The sequence below is a fragment of the Phycisphaeraceae bacterium genome, assembly GCA_019636675.1.
GTDB lineage: Bacteria > Planctomycetota > Phycisphaerae > Phycisphaerales > UBA1924 > JAHBXC01.
In genome coordinates, this window is the sequence record JAHBXC010000003.1 from 195,584 (window position 1) to 217,915 (window position 22,332).

16 protein-coding genes are annotated in these 22,332 nt (G+C 68.6%); 8 read left to right on the plus strand and 8 right to left on the minus strand.

From position 1 onward, the window contains the following. Positions 1-73 precede the first annotated feature (73 nt). From KF684_11140 to KF684_11155, 4 genes are all read right to left on the minus strand, one after another. A complete protein-coding gene (locus tag KF684_11140; protein MBX3353475.1) occupies positions 74-1,015 on the minus strand; it encodes a hypothetical protein in 942 nt (313 codons plus the stop codon). Between the two features lie 55 nt (positions 1,016-1,070). Beyond that, positions 1,071-2,435, minus strand: a complete 1,365-nt coding sequence (locus tag KF684_11145; GenBank protein ID MBX3353476.1) for a beta-ketoacyl-[acyl-carrier-protein] synthase family protein — start codon at positions 2,433-2,435, stop codon at positions 1,071-1,073. Positions 2,436-2,499: 64 nt separating this feature from the next. Then, entirely contained in the window at positions 2,500-2,991 is a 492-nt protein-coding gene (locus KF684_11150) for a GxxExxY protein (protein ID MBX3353477.1), read from the minus strand. A gap of 98 nt (positions 2,992-3,089) precedes the next feature. Then, the gene (locus KF684_11155; protein ID MBX3353478.1) at positions 3,090-4,415 is read right to left on the minus strand and encodes a hypothetical protein; all 1,326 of its coding nucleotides are present in this window, start codon (positions 4,413-4,415) and stop codon (positions 3,090-3,092) included. Positions 4,416-4,495: 80 nt separating this feature from the next. On the opposite strand from KF684_11155, the gene gatB reads away from it, so the two are divergent. Together gatB and KF684_11165 are read left to right on the plus strand one after the other, a co-directional pair. After that, positions 4,496-6,034: an Asp-tRNA(Asn)/Glu-tRNA(Gln) amidotransferase subunit GatB gene (gene gatB / locus KF684_11160; protein MBX3353479.1), complete on the plus strand. Its 1,539-nt coding sequence runs from the start codon at positions 4,496-4,498 to the stop codon at positions 6,032-6,034. 253 nt (positions 6,035-6,287) lie between these two features. After that, positions 6,288-6,716, plus strand: coding sequence for a hypothetical protein (locus tag KF684_11165; protein MBX3353480.1), 429 nt, complete (start codon positions 6,288-6,290; stop codon positions 6,714-6,716). Positions 6,717-6,786: 70 nt separating this feature from the next. Here KF684_11165 and KF684_11170 read toward each other — a convergent pair whose 3' ends face one another. The 4 genes from KF684_11170 to KF684_11185 all read right to left on the minus strand — a co-directional run bounded on the left by KF684_11170 (position 6,787) and on the right by KF684_11185 (position 13,005). Beyond that, complete coding sequence (locus KF684_11170; protein MBX3353481.1) at positions 6,787-8,187, minus strand: serine hydrolase; 1,401 nt, start codon at positions 8,185-8,187, stop codon at positions 6,787-6,789. A gap of 319 nt (positions 8,188-8,506) precedes the next feature. Then, complete coding sequence (locus KF684_11175; protein ID MBX3353482.1) at positions 8,507-9,499, minus strand: hypothetical protein; 993 nt, start codon at positions 9,497-9,499, stop codon at positions 8,507-8,509. 539 nt (positions 9,500-10,038) lie between these two features. Further along, the gene (locus KF684_11180) at positions 10,039-11,817 is read right to left on the minus strand and encodes a hypothetical protein (protein MBX3353483.1); all 1,779 of its coding nucleotides are present in this window, start codon (positions 11,815-11,817) and stop codon (positions 10,039-10,041) included. 144 nt (positions 11,818-11,961) lie between these two features. After that, positions 11,962-13,005, minus strand: a complete 1,044-nt coding sequence (locus KF684_11185; protein MBX3353484.1) for an SUMF1/EgtB/PvdO family nonheme iron enzyme — start codon at positions 13,003-13,005, stop codon at positions 11,962-11,964. Between the two features lie 470 nt (positions 13,006-13,475). Between KF684_11185 and KF684_11190 the strand changes: the two genes are divergently transcribed. From KF684_11190 to KF684_11215, 6 genes are all read left to right on the plus strand, one after another. Continuing rightward, positions 13,476-14,234 (plus strand): sigma-70 family RNA polymerase sigma factor, encoded by a 759-nt coding sequence (locus tag KF684_11190; GenBank protein ID MBX3353485.1) that lies wholly within the window; start codon positions 13,476-13,478, stop codon positions 14,232-14,234. A 104-nt stretch (positions 14,235-14,338) separates the two neighbouring features. Then, entirely contained in the window at positions 14,339-17,020 is a 2,682-nt protein-coding gene (locus KF684_11195) for a hypothetical protein (protein MBX3353486.1), read from the plus strand. A gap of 30 nt (positions 17,021-17,050) precedes the next feature. After that, positions 17,051-17,791, plus strand: a complete 741-nt coding sequence (gene cysC, locus KF684_11200) for an adenylyl-sulfate kinase (GenBank protein MBX3353487.1) — start codon at positions 17,051-17,053, stop codon at positions 17,789-17,791. A gap of 7 nt (positions 17,792-17,798) precedes the next feature. Next, a complete protein-coding gene (locus KF684_11205; protein ID MBX3353488.1) occupies positions 17,799-18,821 on the plus strand; it encodes a 3'(2'),5'-bisphosphate nucleotidase in 1,023 nt (340 codons plus the stop codon). A 63-nt stretch (positions 18,822-18,884) separates the two neighbouring features. Beyond that, positions 18,885-20,681, plus strand: a complete 1,797-nt coding sequence (locus KF684_11210) for an SLC13 family permease (protein MBX3353489.1) — start codon at positions 18,885-18,887, stop codon at positions 20,679-20,681. 102 nt (positions 20,682-20,783) lie between these two features. Beyond that, positions 20,784-22,193, plus strand: a complete 1,410-nt coding sequence (locus KF684_11215; GenBank protein ID MBX3353490.1) for a trypsin-like peptidase domain-containing protein — start codon at positions 20,784-20,786, stop codon at positions 22,191-22,193. Positions 22,194-22,332: the final 139 nt, after the last annotated feature.

A 22,332-nucleotide genomic window follows, 5' to 3' on the forward strand; every position in this document is an offset into this window, starting at 1 on the left:
CTCTCGCTGATCGGGCATTGTAGTGGAATGATATGTTAGATAATTGTTTGGTCAAGTCTAATCTCCCATTGACCTACCGCCGCACCGTCACGCACGTCAGCACCAGCCGCCCCTCTTCCACCCTCACCCCCGTCACGCGCACCACGCGCCCGTCCGCCAGGCGCAGCTCCGTCGGCGCAGGGATCTCGCCCGACAGCGTCGACGCCGCGCGTTTCGCGCCGTCGCTCTCGCGGTACGGCTCGGGCACCTGGTCCAGCCCGCGCTCGCGCAGCATCCCCGCCGGCAGGCGCAGTCTCCCCACGCTCAGGCCGGTCGCCGGCGTCCACAGCGCGCCGCGCTCGTCGAAGCGCGGGCGCAGCGAGACCGTCGCCATTCGCTCCGAGTCGCGCCGCTTGAACCCGATCCGGATGCGCCCCTCGTCAAACGCGACGCGCACCTCCGGGAACACCTCGGGCCGGCGCACGCCCTGGTTCGCCAGCCACATCGGCAGCCGGTCGGCGATCCACGCGTTCGCGTCGTCCTGCGCGATGCCCACCATCCACGCCTCGCCCAGCGGTCGTCCCCGGTGCAGCGCGTTGCTCACGCCGCGCTCCACGTCCTCCGCGACCTGCGCCGCGCCCGCCCGATCCACGCCCGACGCGCCCCACCACGCCGGCTCGCTCACCGCCAGCGAGAACGCCGCCAGCGCCGCGACCGTGAACCCCGCCGCCAGCGTCATCATCGCGCCCGTCAGCACGCGCCAGCGCGTCCAGCGCGAGTTCGCGGCACGCCTGCCCGTCGACGCCGCCCACGCGCCCATCGCGCGGAACGCGTCGCGCAGCCGGTCCTCCGCTTCGGGGGTGTCGATCGACCTGGCCGCCCGCTTCACCTCGCGCAGCACCCCTCGCGCGCTGGGCGCGTGATGCCTCGCCGAGCGCGCCGACGGGTCGCGCACCGTCCCGCTCGCGCGCGAGGGCTTCACCTCGACGCCCTGCGCCGGTCGCGCGTCGCTGGATGTCCGGGTCTCTCTCGGCACACGCGGCTCCGGCCCTCCCGACGGGTGGCCCCGATCGTACCGCCGCGCGCCCCCGTCAGCCCCGGAAACGCCGCACGATCAGCGTGTCGTTCTGCCCCCCGAACCCGAAGGAGTTCGACAGGCACACCTCCACCCCGCCGCGATCGCGCTCGTCGCGATACTCGTTGGGGATGTAGTCCAGGTCGCACACCGGGTCCGGGTGCCGGTAGTTCACCGTCGGGGGCAGCATCCCCGTCCGGATCGCCTCCACGCACACGATGCACTCCACCACGCCCGCCGCCGCGATCAGGTGCCCCATCGACGACTTGATCGAGCTCACCGGGATCTTCGGCGCCAGCCCCCCGAACACGCCCTTGATCGCCTTCGTCTCGATCGAGTCGTTCTCCTTCGTCCCCGTCCCGTGCGCCGAGATGTAGTGGATCAGCGGCCTGCCGCGCTCGTCCGTCGACGCCGGGTCGAGCCCCGCCTGCTCCAGCGCCTCGCGCATCGACGCCTGCGCGCCCAGCCCCTCGGGCTGGATGTCCGTGATGCGGAACGCGTCCGCCGAGCTCCCGAACCCGATGATCTCCGCCAGGGGCGTCGCCCCGCGCTGCTTCGCGTGCGCCAAAGTCTCGAGGATCACGATCCCCGAGCCCTCGCCCATCACGAACCCGTCGCGCGTCTGGTCGAACGGGCGGCTCGCGCTCTGCGCCTCGTCACGACGCGACGACAACGCCGTCAGACGGATGAACCCCGTGATCCCCAGCGGGTGGATCATCGAGTGCGTCCCGCCGGCGATCATCACGTCCGCGTCGCCGCGCCGAAGGATCTCGAACGCCTCGCCGATCGCCTGCGTGCTCGCGGCGCACGCCGTCAGACAGTTGTACGCCGGGCCCATCGCGCCAAACGCCGCCGCCAGGTGCGACAGGGGCATGTTGGGCTCCTGCTCCACCTCGCGCACCGGGTCCATGCCCCCGTACGCCGCGCGCGACCAGCCCTCGCCGCTCACCGTCTTCGTGGCGTCGTCCCACCCCGCCAGGTTTGCGCCGACGAACGCCTCGAAGTCCAGCGCGCCCTCGCCCGACCCGAGATAGATGCCCATCCGGGTGCGGTTCAACTCCGGGAAACCCGCGTAGGTCTGCCCGGCGCGCGAGACATCGCCCAGCCCCGACTGCTTCCACGCCTGCGCCGCCGCCGCCAGCGCGAAGCGGCTGTTCAGCCCCACCCGCGCAAAGGGCGAGGGGTCCGCGAAGAAACCCGCCAGATCGAACTCCGGGACCTGCGCCGCGAAGTTCGTCGGGAAGGTCTCCGCCGCGAACCGCCGGATCGGGCCAACGCCCGACACCCCACGCAACAACTTCGACCACACGCTCGGGACATCCGTCCCCAGCGGCGTGACCCAGCCGACTCCGGTGATCACGACGCGCGTCGCGTCGTCCAGACCGTGATGCGTCCCTGCTGCGCCGTTCAACACGCGCTCCTGTCCTGGCGACACGACCCGACGATCACTCGTCCTCGTCGTCGTCCTCGTACTCGTCGTCGTCCTCGTGCTGGTCGCCGCGCACCGCGTTCAGCTTGTCCGGGTTCAGCACGCGCACCAGACCGTCCTTCAGGCGACGCTCGCCGAAGTTGATGATCAGGCCCAGCTCCAGGTCCGCCGCACGCAGCTGCGCACGCAGCGTCGTCCGGTCCAGGCCGTCGATCTCACGCGGCTCGTCCATGATCGTCACCGCGAAACGCTCGTTCACGATCAGGTCCAGCGTCAGCTCGCCCACGCTCACGTCGTGGTACATCACCGACACCTTCGCGTTCTGCTTGTGCGGGATCTCGGCGGTCTTCAGCTCGTGCGCGAGCGCCGCGCCATAGACCTCCTTGGTGAACCCCGGGCCGAGCGTCTTGTGGACCTCGATCGCGAAGCCGATCACGCGACGGGACACATCCGTCAGCGTCGGGTCGAGCGCTTCGAGCGGGACTGCGGGGCGGCGATTGTTGTGCATGGCAGAAGTTCTCAAAGGGGGACAAGCGATGCGGGAGAAACACATGGAAGCCGGCTCTCTCGGTCAGCGCCCGCCGCGCCGACCCGCCGGGAGAAGATCTAGGGTACGGATTGAAGCACCAGCGCGGCGTTCTGGCCTCCCAGCGCGTTCACCGTCACCAGCACCCGACGCAGGCGAGCGTCCCGAGACCCGCCCCGACCCGCCTGCAGGTCCGCGGCCGGCGAACCCGCGTGCAGACGCGCCGGCAACGCCTGACGACGCACCGCCATCGCCGCCACCGCCGCCTGCACGGCGCTCTGGCCCGCCATCGAGTCCCCGATCGCAGGGGTCAGCGTGATCAGCGGGATCTCCTTCAGCCGATCCCCGAACACCCGACGCAGCGCCGACGCCTCTTCCTCATCGAACTCGACGAAACCGGCGCCGTGCGGCACGATCGCGTCGATCTCCGACGCCACGCAGCCGGCATCCTCCAGCGCTCGCCCGATCGCCGCCCCCATCCCCAGACCACGCTCCGCCGGGTCGCTCGAACGGGGGGAATGCCCCGCCCCGAACCCCGCCAGCTCCGCGTAGACCCGCGCCCCGCGCGCCGTCGCCGCGTCCAGGCCCTCCACGATCAGGATCGCCCCGGCCTCGCCGAGGATCTGACCCCTCGACTCCGGATCGAACGGCCTCCCGAACGAGCGAGGGTCGTCGCCCTCGCGCGTCGGCGCCAGTCGCCCCGCCAGGTCCATCCGAAGCACGCCCATGTGGTTGATCTTGCTCTCGGCGCCCCCGGTGAAGCACGCGTCCGCGTCGCCGCGCTCGATCACGCGCATCGACTCCCCGATCGACAGCGCCCCGCTCGCCTCGGCGCAGGTGATGGTGTTCGAGGGCCCGCGCGCGTCGTGCAGGATCGTCACATGGCACGCGAGCATGTTGGGCAGATACTTCAGCATCCACAGGGGGGGCAGGTTGTTCATCGCGCCAGAGCCCCACGCGCCCAGGTCCACGCCGCCGCCCGAGTCCCGCGCCGTCGCCAGCGCGCTCGTCAGTTCCTGCGTCTCGGCCGCGATCAGCCCGGCCCCGATGTGACACCCCACGCGCGTCGCCGGGTAGGTCGGCGATCCCGCCCCCTCGCCCGCGTCCTCGAGCGTCGCCTTGGTCTGCAGCCCGGCGTCCTCGACCGCCAGACGGGCCGCGCCCACCGCGATCTCCGTGTCGCGGGCCATCACCTTGACCGCCTTGCGATAGCTCTTGGGCACCATGTCCCGGACGGAGAAATCCTTGATCTCCCCCGCGTACGCGCTGCGGAACCCCGACGCGTCGAACCGACCGATCGGCCCCAGCCGACACTCGCCCGACAGCAGACCCTCCCAGAGAGCGTCCGCGCCCACGCCGAAGGGCGAAACGACCCCCACTCCAGTGATAACCACGCGTCTACGCATGAGCCCGGGAGTGTAGCGGGGTGAAACCCGGGGGATCGCGTCGCCGGGGCGCGCGGACCAACCCGCTACCATCGATCACTATGCCCGAAATCGTCTCCAAGCGTCTCCTCGTCGGTCTCGAGGTCCATGTCGAACTCGCCACGCGAACCAAGATGTTCACGCGCGCGCCAAACCCCGCCTACGCGGGCCACTTCGACGCCGAGCCCAACACCCTCATCGACCCCGTCGTCCTCGGGCTCCCCGGCGCGCTCCCCGTCCTCAACGAGGCCGCCATCGAGATGTCCATCGCCGTCGGCCTCGCCCTCGGCTGCTCCATCTCCGAATTCACCAAGTGGGACCGCAAGAACTACTACTACCCCGACCTCCCCAAGGGCTACCAGATCAGCCAGTTCGACCTCCCCCTCTGCTTCGACGGCGCCGTCGACCTCCCCATCGGCGAGAACGACAAGGGCGAGCCCGTCACCAAACGCATCGGCATCATCCGCGCGCACCTCGAAGAAGACGCCGGCAAGTCCATGCACGAAGCCCCCGGCGGCGGCAAGATCGACTTCTCCATCGTCGACTTCAACCGCGCCGGCGCGCCCCTCCTCGAGATCGTCACCCAGCCCGAGTTCCACGACGCCGACGAGGTCGTCCGCTTCGCGCAACTCCTCCGCAACATCTGCCGCTGGCTGGGCGTCTCCGAGGGCGACATGCAGAAGGGCCACATGCGCTTCGAGCCCAACATCAACTGCCACCTCGAACTCTCCGACGGGCGCCTCGTCAAAACCCCCATCGTCGAGATCAAGAACCTCAACTCCTTCCGCGCAGTCAAGGCCGCCATCGAGCACGAGTTCGAAGAGCAGCCCAAGCGCTGGATGCAGGACGGACGCGTCATGGGCGCCGGCGCCAAACGCACCCGCGGGTGGGACGATGTCCGCCTCGTCACCGTCGAGCAGCGCCAGAAGGAAGACGCCCACGAATACCGCTACTTCCCCGACCCCGACCTCATCCCCGTCGTGATCAGCGCCGAGTGGCGCGAGCGCGTCCGCCAGTCCATGCCCGAGCTCCCCCACGCGCGCGAGGCCCGACACCGGCGCGACTACAACCTCGGACCCAAGGAAGCCGCCGCCCTCAACAGCGAACGCGCCGTCAGCGACTTCTTCGAACGCTGCGTCGACATCCACGCCTCCGCAGGCCACGACCGCGAGCAGGGCGGGCGAAAGATCGCCAACCTCCTCCTCCAGTCCGGCGCCAAGCGCGCCAACGAACGCAACGCCCTCATCACCGAACTCGGCATCACCGAGCAGCAGGTCGTCGGCATCGTCGCCCTGCGCGACGAGAACAAGATCAACTCGAGCGCCGCCGACGAACTCTTCGGCATCCTCTGCGACGCCTCCGTCGACGAATCACCCGAAGACGCCGCCAAACGCCACGGCCTCCTCCAGGTCCGCGACGAGGCGCAACTCGTCCGCTGGTGCGACCAGGCCATCGCCGCCAACGAGAAGAGCGCCAGCGACTACCGCGCCGGCAAGCAATCCGCGATCGGCGCCCTCGTCGGCGCAGTCATGAAACTCAGCAAAGGCCAGGCCGACCCCAACGCCGCCCGCGCCATCCTCGCGGAGAAACTCGGGGGATAAAGCCGTGACGCACTCCTCTCCCTCCCCCCCGGCGCCACTACACGAGCGAAGCGAGTGTAGTGCTCCCCCATCTTCAAACCTCACGGTGCCACTACACGAGCAACGCGAGTGTAGTGCTCCCCAACCTACCTCCCCTCTCCCCTCTACCCCCTCCCCACACCGAAAGAAACTCAAGCGCCACGAATCCCCGACCCGTCCCCGTTTCATCACCTTCTCCTGCTACCTGCGCCTTCCCTTCCTCAGCGAACCCCAGGTGCGCGACCTCTTCCTCACCGAACTCGATCGCGCGCGCACACTCGACGGCTTTCTCCTGCACGCCTTCGTCGTGATGCCCGAGCATGTTCACCTCGTCGCCACGCCGCGTACGACACCGCTCGCAAACTCGCTGGCCGCGATCAAGCGTCGCACGGCGCAGACCACGCTGAAGGAATGGCGCCGCACAGGACACCCGCTCCTCGCGTCGGCGCTCGCCCCCGATGGCTCGGCGCGCTTCTGGCAACGCGGCGGCGGCTACGACCGCATGATCCGCGACCACGACGAGCTCGCCGAAAAAGTCATCTACACAGAGAACAACCCCGTGCGTCGCGGCGTCGTGGCCCGCGCGCACGAGTGGGCGTGGTCCTCCGCCGCGTCGAGGCACTCGCCAGAAAGCGCGAGCGTCCAGGTCGATCGGATCGCGTGAGCAACACAGATCACCGCGGCATCACACTCGCTGCGCTCGTGTGATGGCACCACGCCACCCTCAATCCCCCTCACCTCCCCCAACCCTCCAGCAACGCCACCGCACGCTGCGCGATCTCCACGATCGCCGTCTCGTTCAGCGGCCGCGCCGTGTCGTTCACACCCACGCTCAGCGCGAACTCCACCCCGTCGCTCCGCTTCAGCCACCAGGTCAGGTTCATCACCCCCGGCTCGCTCCCGCCCTTGTACGCGAACGCGACCCACTTCTCACGATCCAGCTGCACCCCGGGGTTCTTCGACATCGCGCCCACAACCTCCGGCTGACCCTCGCGCGCCAGCCACGCGACCGTCTCGCACAACTCCTCCGCGCTCGCGAACCACTCCAGCGTGTCGATCCGTCGCGGCAGGTGCCACAGCTGCTGCAGGTTCATCCTCGCCGTCGACACCTCGCCCTCCAGCATCGCGCGCCGACCATCCGCGTCCTTCTCCAGGAACCGCTCCGCCAGCGTCTCGTCCTCGCCCAGCTTCAGGGCGAACATGTCGCGCGTCGTCAGCACGGGCACGTTCCGCTCCCAGCCCGACACGAACCGGCGCATGAACGCCTCCACGCGCTCGCGCCCCACATGCAGCAGCAGGTGATCCGTCGCCGTGTTGTCGCTGATCGAGATCATCTTCTCCGCGTACTCGCGCAGCGGAAACTCCTTACCCGCGACCTCCAGCTGCATCGTCCCGCTGGGCAGACTCTTCCACGAATCGCGGATCGCCAGCGCGTCGCCGAACCCCATCGCGCCCTCGCGCACCGCTTCCCCCAGCGCGCCCAGCACCCACAGCTTGAAGGTCGAGCCGATCGCCAGCGAGAGGTCCTCGTACAGCATGTGCACCGGCACGAAGCCCGCGTCACCGTTCACGCGCATCGCCGCGATCGACACCTGATCCCCCAGCGCCACCAGACTCTCGTCGATCTTCCCCCAGGTGTCGCCCGCCGGCGCCTGCCTGGGCAGCGGGCGCAGCATCAGGCCCGTCATCCGGAATGGCTCCGCGTCTTCCGTCGTCACCGACAGCGCGAACGGCGCGTTCACCATCGCCGAGTGCAGCGTCGCCACCAGCGAGTGCGCCGAGAACTCACGCACGCCGCGCAGCTCCAGTTCGCCCAGCTGCATCTTCAGCATCTTCGTCGTGTTCAGCAGCTGCAGCGCCGGCACCTGCGCGCGAAACTCATCCGTCAGACGCGCATCAAACTCCTCCAGCCCGGGCAACTCCTGCGTGTTCAACGCCCTCAGGAACCACTCCAGATGCCCGCCCGCCGGCGTCTGAGGGATCACGATCGCCTGTGCGTCCTGCTGCTCGACCGCGCCACGCGCCGTCGTCTGCGACAACGCCATCCCCATCACAAACCCAACCGCCAGCAGCGACAGCCGCCCAAACCACAAACGCCCGCCCCACCAACCGCCGCGCCGTGTCTCGACTCGCATCCGTCCGTCTCCCTCAAGAGTTCCCGTCCATCGCGGCCACGCCGCGCCACGCATTCTTCACCATACCCCAATGAAAAGCCGCCCAGGGCCGTGCGTGAACCCGGGGCGGCAAGCGGAAGCCGATGATCGCGTCAGGCGTTTCGGAGGAGATATCAGTGCGCGGCCCACACGGGCTCAGTCTCTCCGGCTCCGCCCCCGTATCGCCCCCGACTCCCCCGGGTTACATCCGGGTCGGTCGGGATTTCGCAGCGCTGTCCCTTGCTCTGCGTACTTAACCGACGCACGAGGACAAGGTTTCAGGCAATCGTCACGACTTTTTTCACTCGATCACGACCGGACGCGTCGCCATCGGGACCGACGACTGCGCCGCCGGCTCGCTCGGACGATCCTGCGCGCCGCGGCCCGAGGGCGTGATGTACAGCACCTCGCCCGACTTCGTCCGCGCCGGCGTCTCCGCCTGCCGCAGCGCGTTCTTGATCTCCTCGCGCCCTCGCAGGTCACGATCGAGTTCGATCTTCGCGCGATCCTCGTAGTTCTCACGCGCCGCGCCGTTGGCCAGCGCCTGCATCCGCGCCTCCTGCTTCGAGCGGATGTCGCCCAGACGACCCTTCAACTGATCCAGCGACGCCGCCTCGTAGCGGGTGTGACGATCAATCGTCTGCTGACGCTTCTCGAGGATGTCCAGCAGGCGCTCGTTGCGAGCCACCGCGTCGACCTGGCGGTCGAGCTGGAACAGCTGCGTCTGGAACTCCGCCTGCTCGCGCTCGAGCGTGGCGAGGATCTCGAGCAGACGCTCCTCCTGCTGCTGCATGTACACGAGGTCGCGGTCCGACTCCTCCAGACGCGCCGCGTACGCGTCGCGCGTCTGCAGAACATGGTTCGCTCTGCGATACGCGCCGTCGAGGTCCAGCACCGAACCGCCGAACGACACACGCACCACGCGCCCGGTCGTGTTCGCGTCCTCGGCCCGGGCCAGCATGTCCTTCAGTTCAACGAGGTCGCTGTCCGCGAGCGCGACGACGCGCTCCGCGACCTGACGCTCGCGCTCCACCTGCGCCGTGTGCGCCTGCAACTGCGCCAGGTCCGAACGGACCGACGCGATGCGCTCGGGGTACTGCTCCGCCAGCTTGCGGATCTGCGCACGCAGCGCGACCGGGTCCTGGATGCGGCTGTCGATCTGGTTGTTGATCGACCCCCTCGCCTGCGTCAGCGCCGCCCCGACACGGTCGGGCCCGGCGATGAGCAACGCGGCGCCGCCGGTCAGACCGGCGATCACGCCAAAACGAATGACGGGCTTCATGATGCTGACCATTGGCGAAACTCCTGCCACGATCTCCGTGGCGTCGCGTGCCGGGCGTCGCCCCCGACCCCACCGGGCGGGACAAACGCGCCCGGATTGGGTGCGTGCCTCTGGTTCGGCAACCCCCCACGCCAATTTCGCGCTCCCGCTCTCCCCACCTCTCCCCCCGGGAGAGGTCGCGGAGCGCAGCGACGCGGGTGAGGGTCTTCCCTCTCTCACCACTCCCGCGCCGGGGGCCGGGGGCCGGGAGGGGGTAGGGGGCCGGGAAGGGGCAGGGGGAGGGTCTTCCCGCTCTCCCCACCCTCTCCCCCCGGGAGAGGTCGCGGAGCGCAGCGACGCGGGTGAGGGTCTTCCTCACCGGCTTCCCTCCTCCCTCTCTCTGTCTTTCTCTCCCCCTCCGGCGCCCCGGGTCATCCCTGACCCGGGCTCTTCCCGCTCCGCTCGGATTCCGTGTGACCCCCCGTACAGCCCACCACCCCAAAACAAACCGCGGCGGGCAGCCCGAAAAGCCGCCCGCCGCGCGTGTTCATCCGGTTCGTTCGCTCACCCGATCAATCGAGACTGTTGTACAGGTTGATCGCCTGCACCAGTCGCGCCACATCCTCCGAGCAGGTCGTCTCGTCGCCGTTGAGGTCGACGGGGTTGTTCATCCACTCGGCGATGTCCTGCGTGCACAGGTCGTCGTCGCTGTTGAGGTCGAATCCGAGCAGGAGGTCGGTCTTGCAGTTGTTCACACGCACCAGCGGGATCGTGAACGACTCCTGCCGGGGTGAGCCGGTCACATCCTGCAGGGTCAGGCCGCCGCGTTTTTCAAGCGCGGGTTTCCCCGACTGGTAGTCGTTCGTCGGGTTCTTGGCGTAGCGGATCTCGTAGGCGCCTGTCGAGCTGTAAGTCCCCGTCGTGCGGGTGATCTTGAGATACCCGCGACCGTCCGTGGTCTGGAACGAGAAGCTGAACTTGTCGGTGATCTCCTCCATGTCCCCGGGGCTCAGAACATTCTCGGCGTTGGACCAGATCGAGACCGGCCAGCCGTTGTCATTCGTGCCCGGGAAGGTCTGCGTCACGCCGCCGTAGAACTGCAGAACGACATCCGGCGTCTTCGCCTCGCACACCCAGAGTTCCGGGTCGAGGATGGTGCCGGCGGGCCCGGATTCTGGACCCCACTCGAAGGCGACGATGGGATTGCCAAGCACGCCCTTGGACTCCGCGGTGTAGATCTCGAAGGGCGCGAGACCTGCGACGCCGCCGCCAACGGCCGCGCGGGCCGGGGCGTACGCCGGCTCGTCGAGGACCAGCGAGCTTCCGAGCTCGATCTTCGCCTCCGGGTGCCAGACACCGCCGTCGTCTTCTGCGTTGATGACCACGCGGCCCACCAGTCCGTTCTGAGGCAACTCGAACCGCGAATAGAAGTCGTTCGGGTTGGGGTCGCCCGGGGTCGGAGAATAGAAGCCGCCGCCGATGCGGACGATGATGTGCTCGTTGGCCGTGCCCAGCGGCTCCTCGACCTTCACGATGGAGGGAGTTGAAGTGCTGCCGAAGTTGCCGAGAATGCGCATGCCATCCGCACTTGTTGTGCTGAACCCGATCTCGCTCGCGTCGATCGTTCCGATGAAGTCGCCGCTTGTCCCGTTGAGACCGGTAGTCTCTAGATACCTGAGCAGGTGTTTCGCGGGCCCCAGTGAGCCAGGGGTGATCGTCGCGTAAATCTCGCCGCCGATGATCTCATCCATGTAGGAGAAAGCGCTGATCTCGATCGGGTCCGTGATGGTCCCGACGACCCCGTTCCGAGCGGAGATGATGTTAATGCCTCCACTCTGCGCCTTGATGTCGCCGAGGATGCTCCCGCCCACGGTGAGCCGCTTGAGCTGCGAGTTGTCCTCGTCGAACAGGTCGTCTTCGCCTGCATCCAGGATGATGTCGCCCACCACATCTCCGTCAACATCGAGGCCGGTGACGATCTGCGTCTTCAGATCTCCGATAGCCGTCAAGCCGGGCGTCGCGTTCACGCCGCTGACGCCGAGGTCGCCGCTGATGCCACCCGTGAGCGCGAGTTGTGTGAGACCGGCGCCACGGGAGATCGATCGGACATCGTTGAATCGGTAGAACCCGGCCATGGGGACGTCGACTTCGGGCATCGCAACGAGCGCTTCCGTCGCGGCCCCGGCTTGGCCGCCCTGGACCACGGACAGTGACTCGATGTCCACGCCGCTCGTGGTGGCGAAAATCTCAACCACCGAGAAGTTGTCGTTGGTGGACGCCGTCGCCACGACAATGGTCCACCGGCCGTTGCTGAACGAGAAGCTCACCCCATCCACATGGAGGTAGCCCACGATGATCGTGGGGCTGTTGCAGTCATCGGCCCAGAAGAATGAACTGGGGGGGATTGCTGCCGGGACAGGGCGTCTGCGCGGCGCAGACCGCTGTGTTCATGGCGACAGCCAGTCCGGCAAGGTTCCGAATCATCCGGTGCGTCATCATCGACTCCTACGCAAGGAAACAAGCGCGGCGATCGCGCCAAGCCCCAGAGCACCCGGAGAAGGGATCGCCGCAGCGAAACGGACCGTCACATAGAAACTGTTGATGTCTCTGTCGAAGAAGAAGAACTCGATATCGTCCACGAAGAGCGGGTCGCCCGGGGTCAGCGGCGTGGGGCGCCGCCCGCTCGACATCACATAACGGCCATCGAGCGGGGCGAACGCCTGCGAGTCCGTCCACTCCCGACCGCCGCCCGACGCGTCCAAAAGGCCCCAAGGGGTCTGCACATCCGGGTAACTCCCCACATCCCACGGCTGGAAATGATCCGCGGGCCACTCCGCCCCGCTGCCCGCGTTGGTCTCGCCGCCCAGCCCCGGGTCGCCCGGCGTCAGCGGCGTGTCGCTCGCGTCGGGGTACAGCCAGTACCCACCCTCGCCCTGGCCGTTTCGATTGGGGTCCCAGTACGCCGCCTTCACCCACTCGTCCCACGAGGGGATCCACACCTGCGCGCCCGACGCGCGCGGCCCGATCACCGTGTCGTTGTACGCGCCGGTGGTGAAGGTCTCGTGCGTCGCGTTGGCCAGGTCGGGGGCGCCGTGGTGCAGCCAGTTGGCCATGCGCGCGAAATAGCGGAAACTCGCAAACGCCGGGCGGTTTTCCCAGCCCGGATCAAGGGCGTAAGTAGGAACACCACCCGACATCCCGAGGTAGTCCAAAGATCTTCCGGCGAGTGTCTGTCGCTCATCGGCCGGCACGAAGTGACGGTAGACATCGACGAACTGCGCGTATTGAGACGCTGTCGTTTCGGTAGTCGCGATGCGGTACTCGTAGTCGACCGCGCCGATGGAGTAGTTGATGTTGAAGGGTCCGCGGAAGTTATAGGACGGATTGCCGACATCGCCGATCGTGCTGAAGGTCATGCCGTGGGCCTGCGTGAACTGCAGGTACTGGTTGTTGTGCACGCCCTGTGAGAACGCCGCGCCGCTCAGCGCAACGGCGGCGAAGAGGGCACACACGACGGGTTTAGACTGGCGAAATGACATCGCGCTCGGACTCCTCTCAGAAGTCTCGGTCCCGTTCGCTCGCTCGTGGCCTTCGTCCCCGGTTGCCCCCATGGCCCCCGAAAGACATCCAGCCCGTCTTAACAGACGCAAGGTACCAAACTCTCGCGTCGCCGCAAGCCCAAAAAGACCGAGAATCATGAAAAACTTCTCGGACCGGCCACACGCCGGTCGCTCCTGTGCTCTTTCAAGGTAGCGGGAGACGGCGTGAACACAAGAGAAAAATGGTCGCAAACACGCGGTCTCTGAGGTTGTAAACGGAATAACCGCGAACCTGCCCCCCGCCGCCCCCCTCCGGCCCAGCGGTATCCTCTTTGCACACTCTCCGGCCTGAAACCCGCCACATCCCGCCCCCAACCACCCCTTGCGGGCGTCCCGACCCGGCGCACACTGCTGAAACGGCAGTCCCCGCCCCCCGGCCCCCCAGCAGCCCGCCCGCCCAAGGAAGCCCGATGCTCAACCAACTCACCACCACCTTCGTCGCCCGGCTCCGCGCGCGCGACGAATCCGCTTGGTACGAGTTGTGGGAGATCTTCGGCCCCGTCCTGCGCGCCCAACTCAACAAGTGGGGGGGCGGACGCATCGGCTCCCAGACCGTCCGCGACCTCTCCCAGGAAACACTCGCCGCCCTGTCGGACTCCATCGACCGCTACGACCCCTCGCGCGGCGCCCGGTTCTCCACCTGGCTCCTCTCCATCGCCAAGCACACCCTGGGCGACGAGATCGACCGGCGCATGGCCCAGAAACGAGGGCGCGGCAAGCGGGCCGCCTCGCTCGAAGAAGACTGGATGGGGGGGGGCAGCAGCCCCGCCGCCAGGCCCGACGCGCAGTACGAAGCGATGGTCTTCCGCGCCAAGGTCGACGCCGCCATCCGCATGGTGCAGCGCGAGGCCGACTTCATGGACTTCCAGATCTATCGCATGCGCGTGCTCGACGGCATCGAGGGCAAGGACGTCGCCGTCCAACTCGGCGTGTCCGAGCCCACGGTCAGCCGGCGACTGGCCAAGGTCCGCACCCTGCTGCGCGACCGGCTCCGCCAGGTTATCTCCACCTATTCCTTCACCGAGGACGAGATCGCCGAGCCCGGACGCTTCGGGCTCGAACTCAACCCGTCGAAATCCGACGACGCCCTTTTCGATGAAGCCGTCGCGGAGATCTATCTGAGACAGATGGAGCTGCGCAAGCAGGACCAGGCATCGATGCTGGAGTGATGACCCTCGCCACGACGCGAATCACCCGGTGAACCGAGCCGGGCGCGGTGGGCGCCCGACCCCACGCATCGAGCAGACAGAGCAACTACGACCGGAGAGCCGTCATGGCCCCACTGCTGGGATTCATCGGGATAACGCTGGGCATCGTGCTGGCCATCATCATCGCGATCTACATCATCGCGCCCGCGTTCCGGGGCGTGTCGTGGCTCGTCCGACACATCTTCGCCTTCATCAGCGGCATGATCGGCTCGCTCCTGCGCGTCATCGGGGGCGTCCTCGCCACCATCGTCTTCGTCCCCCTCGTCCTCCTCAACATCATCATCGGGCGATGGTCCGCCGCCGCCCACTTCGGGCGCGGCGTGCAGGACGAGATCCGCTCCGTCGGCACGAACCTCTACCGCTTCTTCATCGGGCACCCCGCCCGCTTCCTCCTCCTCTCGCCCCTGGTCGAGGGCATCGAGCGCCGCGTCCCCCAGGCCGTCGCCCACGCGCCCACCAAGGACAAGCCCAGCAAGCGCACCGGCCAGTTCGAGGGCTACGAGATCGTCGGCTCCCTCCGCGGCGGCGGCTCGGGCGGGCGCCTCTACATCGCCAAGCCCGACGAGAAGAAGCGCGCCCAGTTCGCCCGCCGCGGCGTCGACGCCGACACCGTCGTCATCAAGGTCTTTTCCCTCGCCGACGGCTCCTCCCTCCCCCAGATCGTGCGCGAGAGCCGCGCCCTCGACGCCGCCAAGAAGCTCGGCCTCGTCCTCGAGCACGAACTCACCGACAAGCGCTTCTACTATGTGATGCGCTATGTCCCGGGCGACACGCTCAGCATCGTCACCCAGCGCCTCCACGACAAGTCCGGGCCCGTCGGCCTGCGCCCCTCCGAACTGCGCGACGCCATCGCGTATTCCTGCGACCTGGCCGCCTCCCTCGACCAGTACCACCGCGGCGGGCTCTGGCACAAGGACGTCAAGCCCGACAACATCATCGTCCACGACGGGCGCGCCGAACTCGTCGACTTCGGGCTCGTCACGCCCCTGCGCAGCGCGATGACCCTCACCACCCACGGCACGGAATACTTCCGCGACCCCGAGATGGTCCGCCTCGCCCTCAAGGGCGTGAAGGTCCACGAGGTCAACGGCGCCAAGTTCGACATCTACGCCGCCGGCGCGGTCCTCTACTCGCTCCTCGAGGGCTCCTTCCCCGCGCACGGCGTGCTCTCGCAGGTCACGAAGAAGAGCCCCGACGCGCTCAAGTGGATCATCCGGCGCGCGATGGCCGACTACGACAACCGCTACGACACCATCGGCGCGATGCTCGCCGACCTGCGCGTCGTGCGCGACGCCGCAGACCCCTTCAGCATCCGCGTCGCCGACCTGCCCAGCATGCGCGCCCCCGGCGCGCCGGCGCCCGACGACATGGCCTTCGCCCGCCCGGCCTCCTACACCCCCGAGGACGAGTTCGCGCACGCCCCGCGCGCCGCCTCCCCCGTCCCGCCGCGCAACGACGCGCCCTTCAACGAGCCGCCCCGCCCAGCGCAGGACGGCGCGCGCCCGGTCGTCGTCGACTGGTGGACCGGCAAGTTCCGCGTGGATCGCGCCGAGCAGGACAAGCCCTTCGCCCCCTTCGAGCGCGCGGCGCGCAAGGCCGAAGAGTTCCTCGGCTTCTCTCGCCCCGCCGCACAGCGCGCCGAGTCCCCCTTCGCCGCCAGCGCGCGCGCCGCCAGGGGCTCGCGCGACACCGCCGCCGAGCAGCTCCGTCGCGCACGCGAACGCGTCCGCGCCGCGCAGGACCGCGCCAACAAGCGCATGAACCCAAACCGCGCCACGCGCGTCTACGGCGCCCAGATCAACTCCGGCGTCGCGATCGCCCTCCTCATCTTCCTGGGCGGCTGCGTCTTCCTCGCCAGCATCATCATCGTCAGCGCCACACGCTCCGATCGCGCACGCGCCCAGAGCGTCAACGCCGGCGGCGTCGAGGTCCACACCGTCACCCCCGACATGTTCAGCGACTTCGACCCCGACACGGTGCGCGAATGGGCGCGCTCCTTCGCCAACATCCGCACCTCCATGGAGAACGAGAACGCGACGATGCGCGACCAGATCGCCGCCTACACCCGCCACTTCACCGAGATCGCACGCGTCGCCGCCGACGAGGCCCGCGCCGCTCGCGCCGAGATCGACGCCGCCTCCCCCGTCTCCCCTCCCTCCCCACGCGCCCCGCTCGCCCTGCCCTCGGGCGCCAAGGTCGTCGTCGGGGGCAACCGCGGCGTCTCCATCAACATCGACGCCTCCGCCTCGGCCCCCGCAACGCCCAACGCCGCGTCACGCCCGATCAGCCCGGCCCTCCTCGGCGCAGGCGCGTGGGTCGTCATCGACGACGCCGCCCCCGAAGGCGTCTCACGCGACAAGGCCAACGCCCTCCTCGCGTCGCTGCGCGCCGCAGGGCTGCCCCTGATCGCCGACGACGCGAACGCCACCCTCGAGACCCTCGAGGTGATCGCCTCGGCCCGCGCCGCCGCCGGCATCGCCCTCGCAGACGATCGCTCCTCCTCCTCGCGTCTCCTGCGCTGGCTCGCCGAGCGCCAGGGCGACCCCATCGGCGTCCTGCGCATCGGCCGCGCCGACGACCCCGACCAGCTCCTCACCGTCGTCCTGACCTGGGCCACGCCCCTGGGCGACCTGATGCGCGACGCGATCCAGGACGCCGACGCGGGCCGCCTCGCCGCCGCCGCCCCTGCGGCGCCACCCCGCGCGCCGCCCGCCCCCGCCGCCCCCGCCCGCCGCGACCGTCGCTGACCCCTCGCCCATACCCCTCGCGCGCCGCCGATACCCGCGATCGCGGCTTGTTTCGTTTCCGGCTCGACTCCTACCCTCCAACCCCCGGACACCGGCCCACTGACGCCGCCCGGGCAGCACCCCATCGCACCGAGGAGGAGACGACCCGTGGCCGAAACCAAAGCGACCAATGTCCACTGGCACGAGGGCAACATCACCCGCGACGAGCGCTGGAACGCCCTCGGCTGCAAGGGCGCAACCCTCTGGTTCACCGGCCTTTCCGCCTCCGGCAAGTCCACCATCGCCGTCGCCCTCGAGCAGGTCCTCGTCCAGATGGGCCAGCCCGCCTACCGCCTCGACGGCGACAACATCCGCATGGGCCTCAACAAGAACCTGGGCTTCTCCGCCGAGGACCGCGCCGAGAACATCCGGCGCATCGGCGAAGTCGCCAAGCTCTTCGCCGACAGCGGCGTCATCGCGCTGACCTCCTTCATCAGCCCCTACCGCGCCGACCGCGACCTCTGCCGCGAACTCCACAAGAACGACAAGCTCGACTTCATCGAGGTCTTCGTCGACACCCCCATCGATGTCTGCGAACAGCGCGACCCCAAGGGCCTCTACAAGAAGGCACGCGCCGGGCAGATCAAGGGCTTCACCGGCATCGACGACCCCTACGAGGCCCCCAACAGCCCCGAGCTCGTCCTCAAGCCCGCCACCATGTCCGTCCAGGACTCCGTCGACGCCTGCGTCGACATGCTCAAGAAGCGCGGCCTGCTCAAGGGCGGCATGTAAGCAAGCCATGAGCGAACTCCACTCCCTCCTCGACGCCACGCGCGACGCCGTCGCGCAGGCATCCGTCGTCTGCCGCGCCGTCCAGCGCGACCTCAACGGCATCCGCTCCATCACCAAAGACGACAAGAGCCCCGTCACCATCGCCGACTTCGCCTCCCAGGCGATCGTCGCCAAGGTCCTGCGCGACCGGCTCGGCAGCGTCATCCTCGTGGGCGAAGAGGGCTCCGCCACCCTGCGCCAGCCAGAGTACGCCGGCCACCTGCAAGCCGTCGTCGACGCCGCGCGACTCGTCTGGAACGACGCGACCACCGACGATGTCCTCGCCGCGATCGACCTGGGCGACGCGCGATCACCCGGCGCTTCCGGCGCCTTCTGGACACTCGACCCCATCGACGGCACCAAGGGCTTCCTCCGCGGCGAGCAGTACGCCGTCTCCCTCGCCTACATCCTCGACGGCAAAGTCCTCGTCGGAGGGCTCGGCTGCCCCAACCTCTCCCTCGACTTCGCCCGATCCTTCGACGACCCCGACCCACGCGGCAGCATCTACCTCGCCGCCAAGGGCATGGGCGTCCTCGAAACCACCGCCGAACTCGACCACGCCGACCCGAAGAAGATCACGCGCCCCGCCTTCAACCCCGCCACCGGCATCCGCGCCTGCGAGTCCGTCGAGAGCGCCCACAGCGACCACTCCGCCTCCCACAAAATCCTCGCCCACGCCGGCGGCGCCGGAGAGCCCGCCAAGCTCGACAGCCAGGCAAAATACGCCGTCGTCGCGCGAGGCCAGGCCGACGCCTACCTGCGCATGCCCACCAAGAAGGGCTATGTGGAAAAGATCTGGGACCACGCCGCCGGCGCGATCGTCGCCTCCGAAGCCGGCTGCGCCGTCTCCGACATCACCGGCGCGCCGCTCGACTTCGGCCAGGGCGAAGGCCTCTCCAACAACCGCGGCATCGTCTGCGCCGCGCCGGGCGTCCAGCCACGCCTCGTCTCGGCAATCCGCGAACTCGGACTCGCCAGCGCCGGTATGTGATCCGCTCCCGATCAGGCCCCATCACGCACGATCGGTTCGCATCTGACCGATAAGGGCTGACCTATGGGCTTCGACGGCTGGTTCACCCTCATCCTGATCGTCGGCATGATCGCCACCCTGGCGACCAACCGCTTCGGCACCGACATCGTCATCCTGGGCGTCCTCACCACGCTCATGGTCGCCGGCATCGTCACGCCCCGCGAAGCCATCGCCGGCTTCTCCAACACCGGCGTCCTCACCGTCGGGATGCTCTACATCCTCGCCGCCGGCCTCAAAGAAACCGGCGCGATGCAGATGCTCACCTCGCGCATGCTCGGCAGACCCGGCGGGCTCCGATCCGCGCAGGCGCGCATCATCGCGCCCGTCGCGATCCTCAGCGCCTTCGTCAACAACACGCCCATCGTCGCCATGTTCCTCCCCGTCCTCTCCGACTGGGCGCGCCGGCACAACCTCTCCGCCAGCAAACTCTTCATGCCCCTGTCCTTCGCCGCCATCCTGGGCGGGCTCTGCACCCTCATCGGCACCAGCACCAACCTCGTCGTCGCAGGGCTCATCGAAGAACACAACAAGCGCGCACCCCTCGACGAGGTCAGCCAGCTCGAACCCTTCACGATGTTCAGCATCACCCCCGTCGGCCTCCCCGTGGCCCTCGTGGGCATCGCCTACATCCTCGTCGCCGGTCGCAAACTCCTCCCCGACCGAGACCCCAAACGCGAACAGACCGAGGGCGCACGCGAGTACGTCACCGCCATGGGCGTCGCGCCCGGCAGCGGCATCGTCGGCAAAACCGTCGAACAGGCCGGACTGCGCCACCTCCCCGCCCTCTACCTTGCACGCATCGAACGCGCACGCGAGACCGTCGTCGCCGTCTCGCCCAACGAGGTCCTCGAGCCCGGCGATGTCCTCGTCTTCGTCGGCGCGCTCGACTCCGTCGTCGACCTCCAGAAGATCCGAGGCCTCGAGCCCATCGCCGAGGGCGACCACCCCGGGGGCGTCCGCCAACTCAACAAACTCGTCGAGGTCGTCGTCTCGCGCGTCTCCCCACTCGTCGGACGCTCCATCCGCGAGGGCGCCTTCCGCACCACCTACAACGCCGTCGTCATCGCCGTCCACCGCCAGGGCGTCAAGCTCCAGGGCAAACTCGGAGACATCGTCCTCCGACCCGGCGACACCCTCCTCGTCGAAGCGCCCACCGGCTGGGCCGACCTCGTCAAGGACTCCGACGCCTTCCACCTCGTCAGCGAGCTCCCCGAAGCCGCCGCCCCGCGCCACGATCGCGCCTACGCCGCGCTCTTCATCCTCGTCGCCACCGTCGCGTGCATGACACTCTTCAGCCAGTACACGATGGTCGTCGCCTTCTGCGCCGCAGGCGCGATGGTGCTCCTGCGATGCTGCACCGGCCCCCAGGCGCGCAAGTCGGTCGAGTTCCCCGTCCTCGTCGTCATCGCCGCCGCGTTCGGCATCGGCACCGCGATGGAGAACTCCGGCCTCGCGTCCTTCCTCGCAGACAACGCCCTTGGCTTCGCGGCACAGGCCGGAACGCTCGGCCTCCTCGCCGCCGTCTACATCACCACCGTCGTCTTCACCTCACTCATCACCAACAACGCCGCCGCCGTCCTCGTCTTCCCCATCGCGATGAACCTCGCCATCGCCGCCGGCATGCGCGACTTCACACCCGTCGCCATCTGCATCGCCATCGGCGCCTCCGCCGAGTTCATGACGCCCATCGGCTACCAGACCAACCTCATGGTCATGGGCCCGGGACGCTACAAGTGGGTCGACTACTTCCGCTTCGGCAGCCCGCTCATGCTGCTCTGCGGCGCCACCTGCGTCCTCATGGCGTGGCTCCTGTACCAATAATCCAGGCACGCCCCCCCAAGGCGAAGGGAACCCGGCCGACGCCCCCACGCGTCCAACACGCGACCAGGGCGCGTCGCGCCCCCGATCAGGAGGTCCTCACGAATGACCCGTTCCCGTCCACTCGCACGCGCACTCTGCATCGGCGCGATCTCCCTCGGCGCGCTCTCCAACCTCGCGCTCGCGCAGACCGAGACCGAGCAGCAGGCCATCCACGCCGCCAACAACCTCTCCGCCGCATTCCGCTTCGCCGCACAGCGCATGCGACCCTCCGTCGTCGCGCTCTACACCACGCGCGACGAGACCTTCTATCGCACCGATATCTACGGCCGGCGCATCCCCTACAGCCAGCGCCAGCGCACCGGCCTCGGCTCGGGCGTCATCCTCGACGCCCAGGGCAACATCCTCACCAACAACCATGTCATCGAGGGCGCCAGCGAGCTGCGCGTCCGCCTCGAGTGGGGCGAAGAACTCGTCGCGCAACTCGTCGGCGCCGACCCGCGAACCGACCTCGCCGTCATCCGCATCGACCCCGGCGCGCTCACCCGCGCCGTCACGCCCGCTTCCTTCGGGAACTCCGACGCCCTCGAGGTCGGCGACTGGGTCCTCGCCGTCGGCTCGCCCCTGGGTCTCGAACAGACCGTCACCGCCGGCATCGTCAGCGCCATCGGACGAACCCAGCAGGGCATCCTCGGACGCGACGGCTACGAGGACTTCATCCAGACCGACGCCGCCATCAACCCCGGAAACTCCGGCGGCCCCCTCGTCACCCTCACCGGCGAGGTCGTCGGCATCAACTCCGCCATCCGCACCGCAGGCCCCATCGGGGGCAGCATCGGCCTGGGCTTCAGCATCCCCGCCGCCCTCGCGCGCAACATCGCCCAGCAGCTGATCGACACCGGCTATGTCAGGCGCGGCTATCTGGGCGTCGGTGGAAACCCCCTCACCGCCGAGGCCGCGATCGCGCTCGAACTCCCCCCCACAACAAAGGGCTTTATTGTGCGCGAGGTCGAGCCCAACGCGCCCGCCGCCGAAATCGGCGTGCGCCGGGGCGATGTCATCACGACCATCAACTCCCGACCTATCAACGACTTCAACGACCTGCGCCTCGCCGTCTCCACCGTGCGACCCGGCGAAGAGATCGTCATCGAGATCCTCCGGGGAACACAGCCCCTGCGCCTCGCGACGCGCGTCAGCGAGCGACCCGGCGCGATCTTTACTGACGCAAACTACGGACTCTTGCTCACCGATTCGGGGCAGCGAGGCGCCGCGCTCCTCCGACAAACCGGCGTCCGCGGCGCAAGCGTTGCGCGGGTTTTCCCCGGAACTCCCGCCTCCGAAGCGGGCATCACCGAGGGCGAGATCATCCTCGCCATCGACCGCGCAGGCGTCGACTCGCCCGCCATGGTCACCCAGATCCTGCGCGGATACCCCCTCGGCGCCTCCGCCGTCCTGACCGTCGTCGACGACCAGGGCCGCCGCGCAGAGAAAGTTTTGCGGATACCTCAAAGATGAACCGATAACGCTACCATTCTCATGATCTCTCTCTCTCCTCCAGCGGGGCGCCGTCTACCGATGGCGCCCTGCTTCTTTTTTACCCCGGGCCGGTGACGCGACTCCCCACGCCAAAAACAGCGGCGCCGGGAGGGCTCCC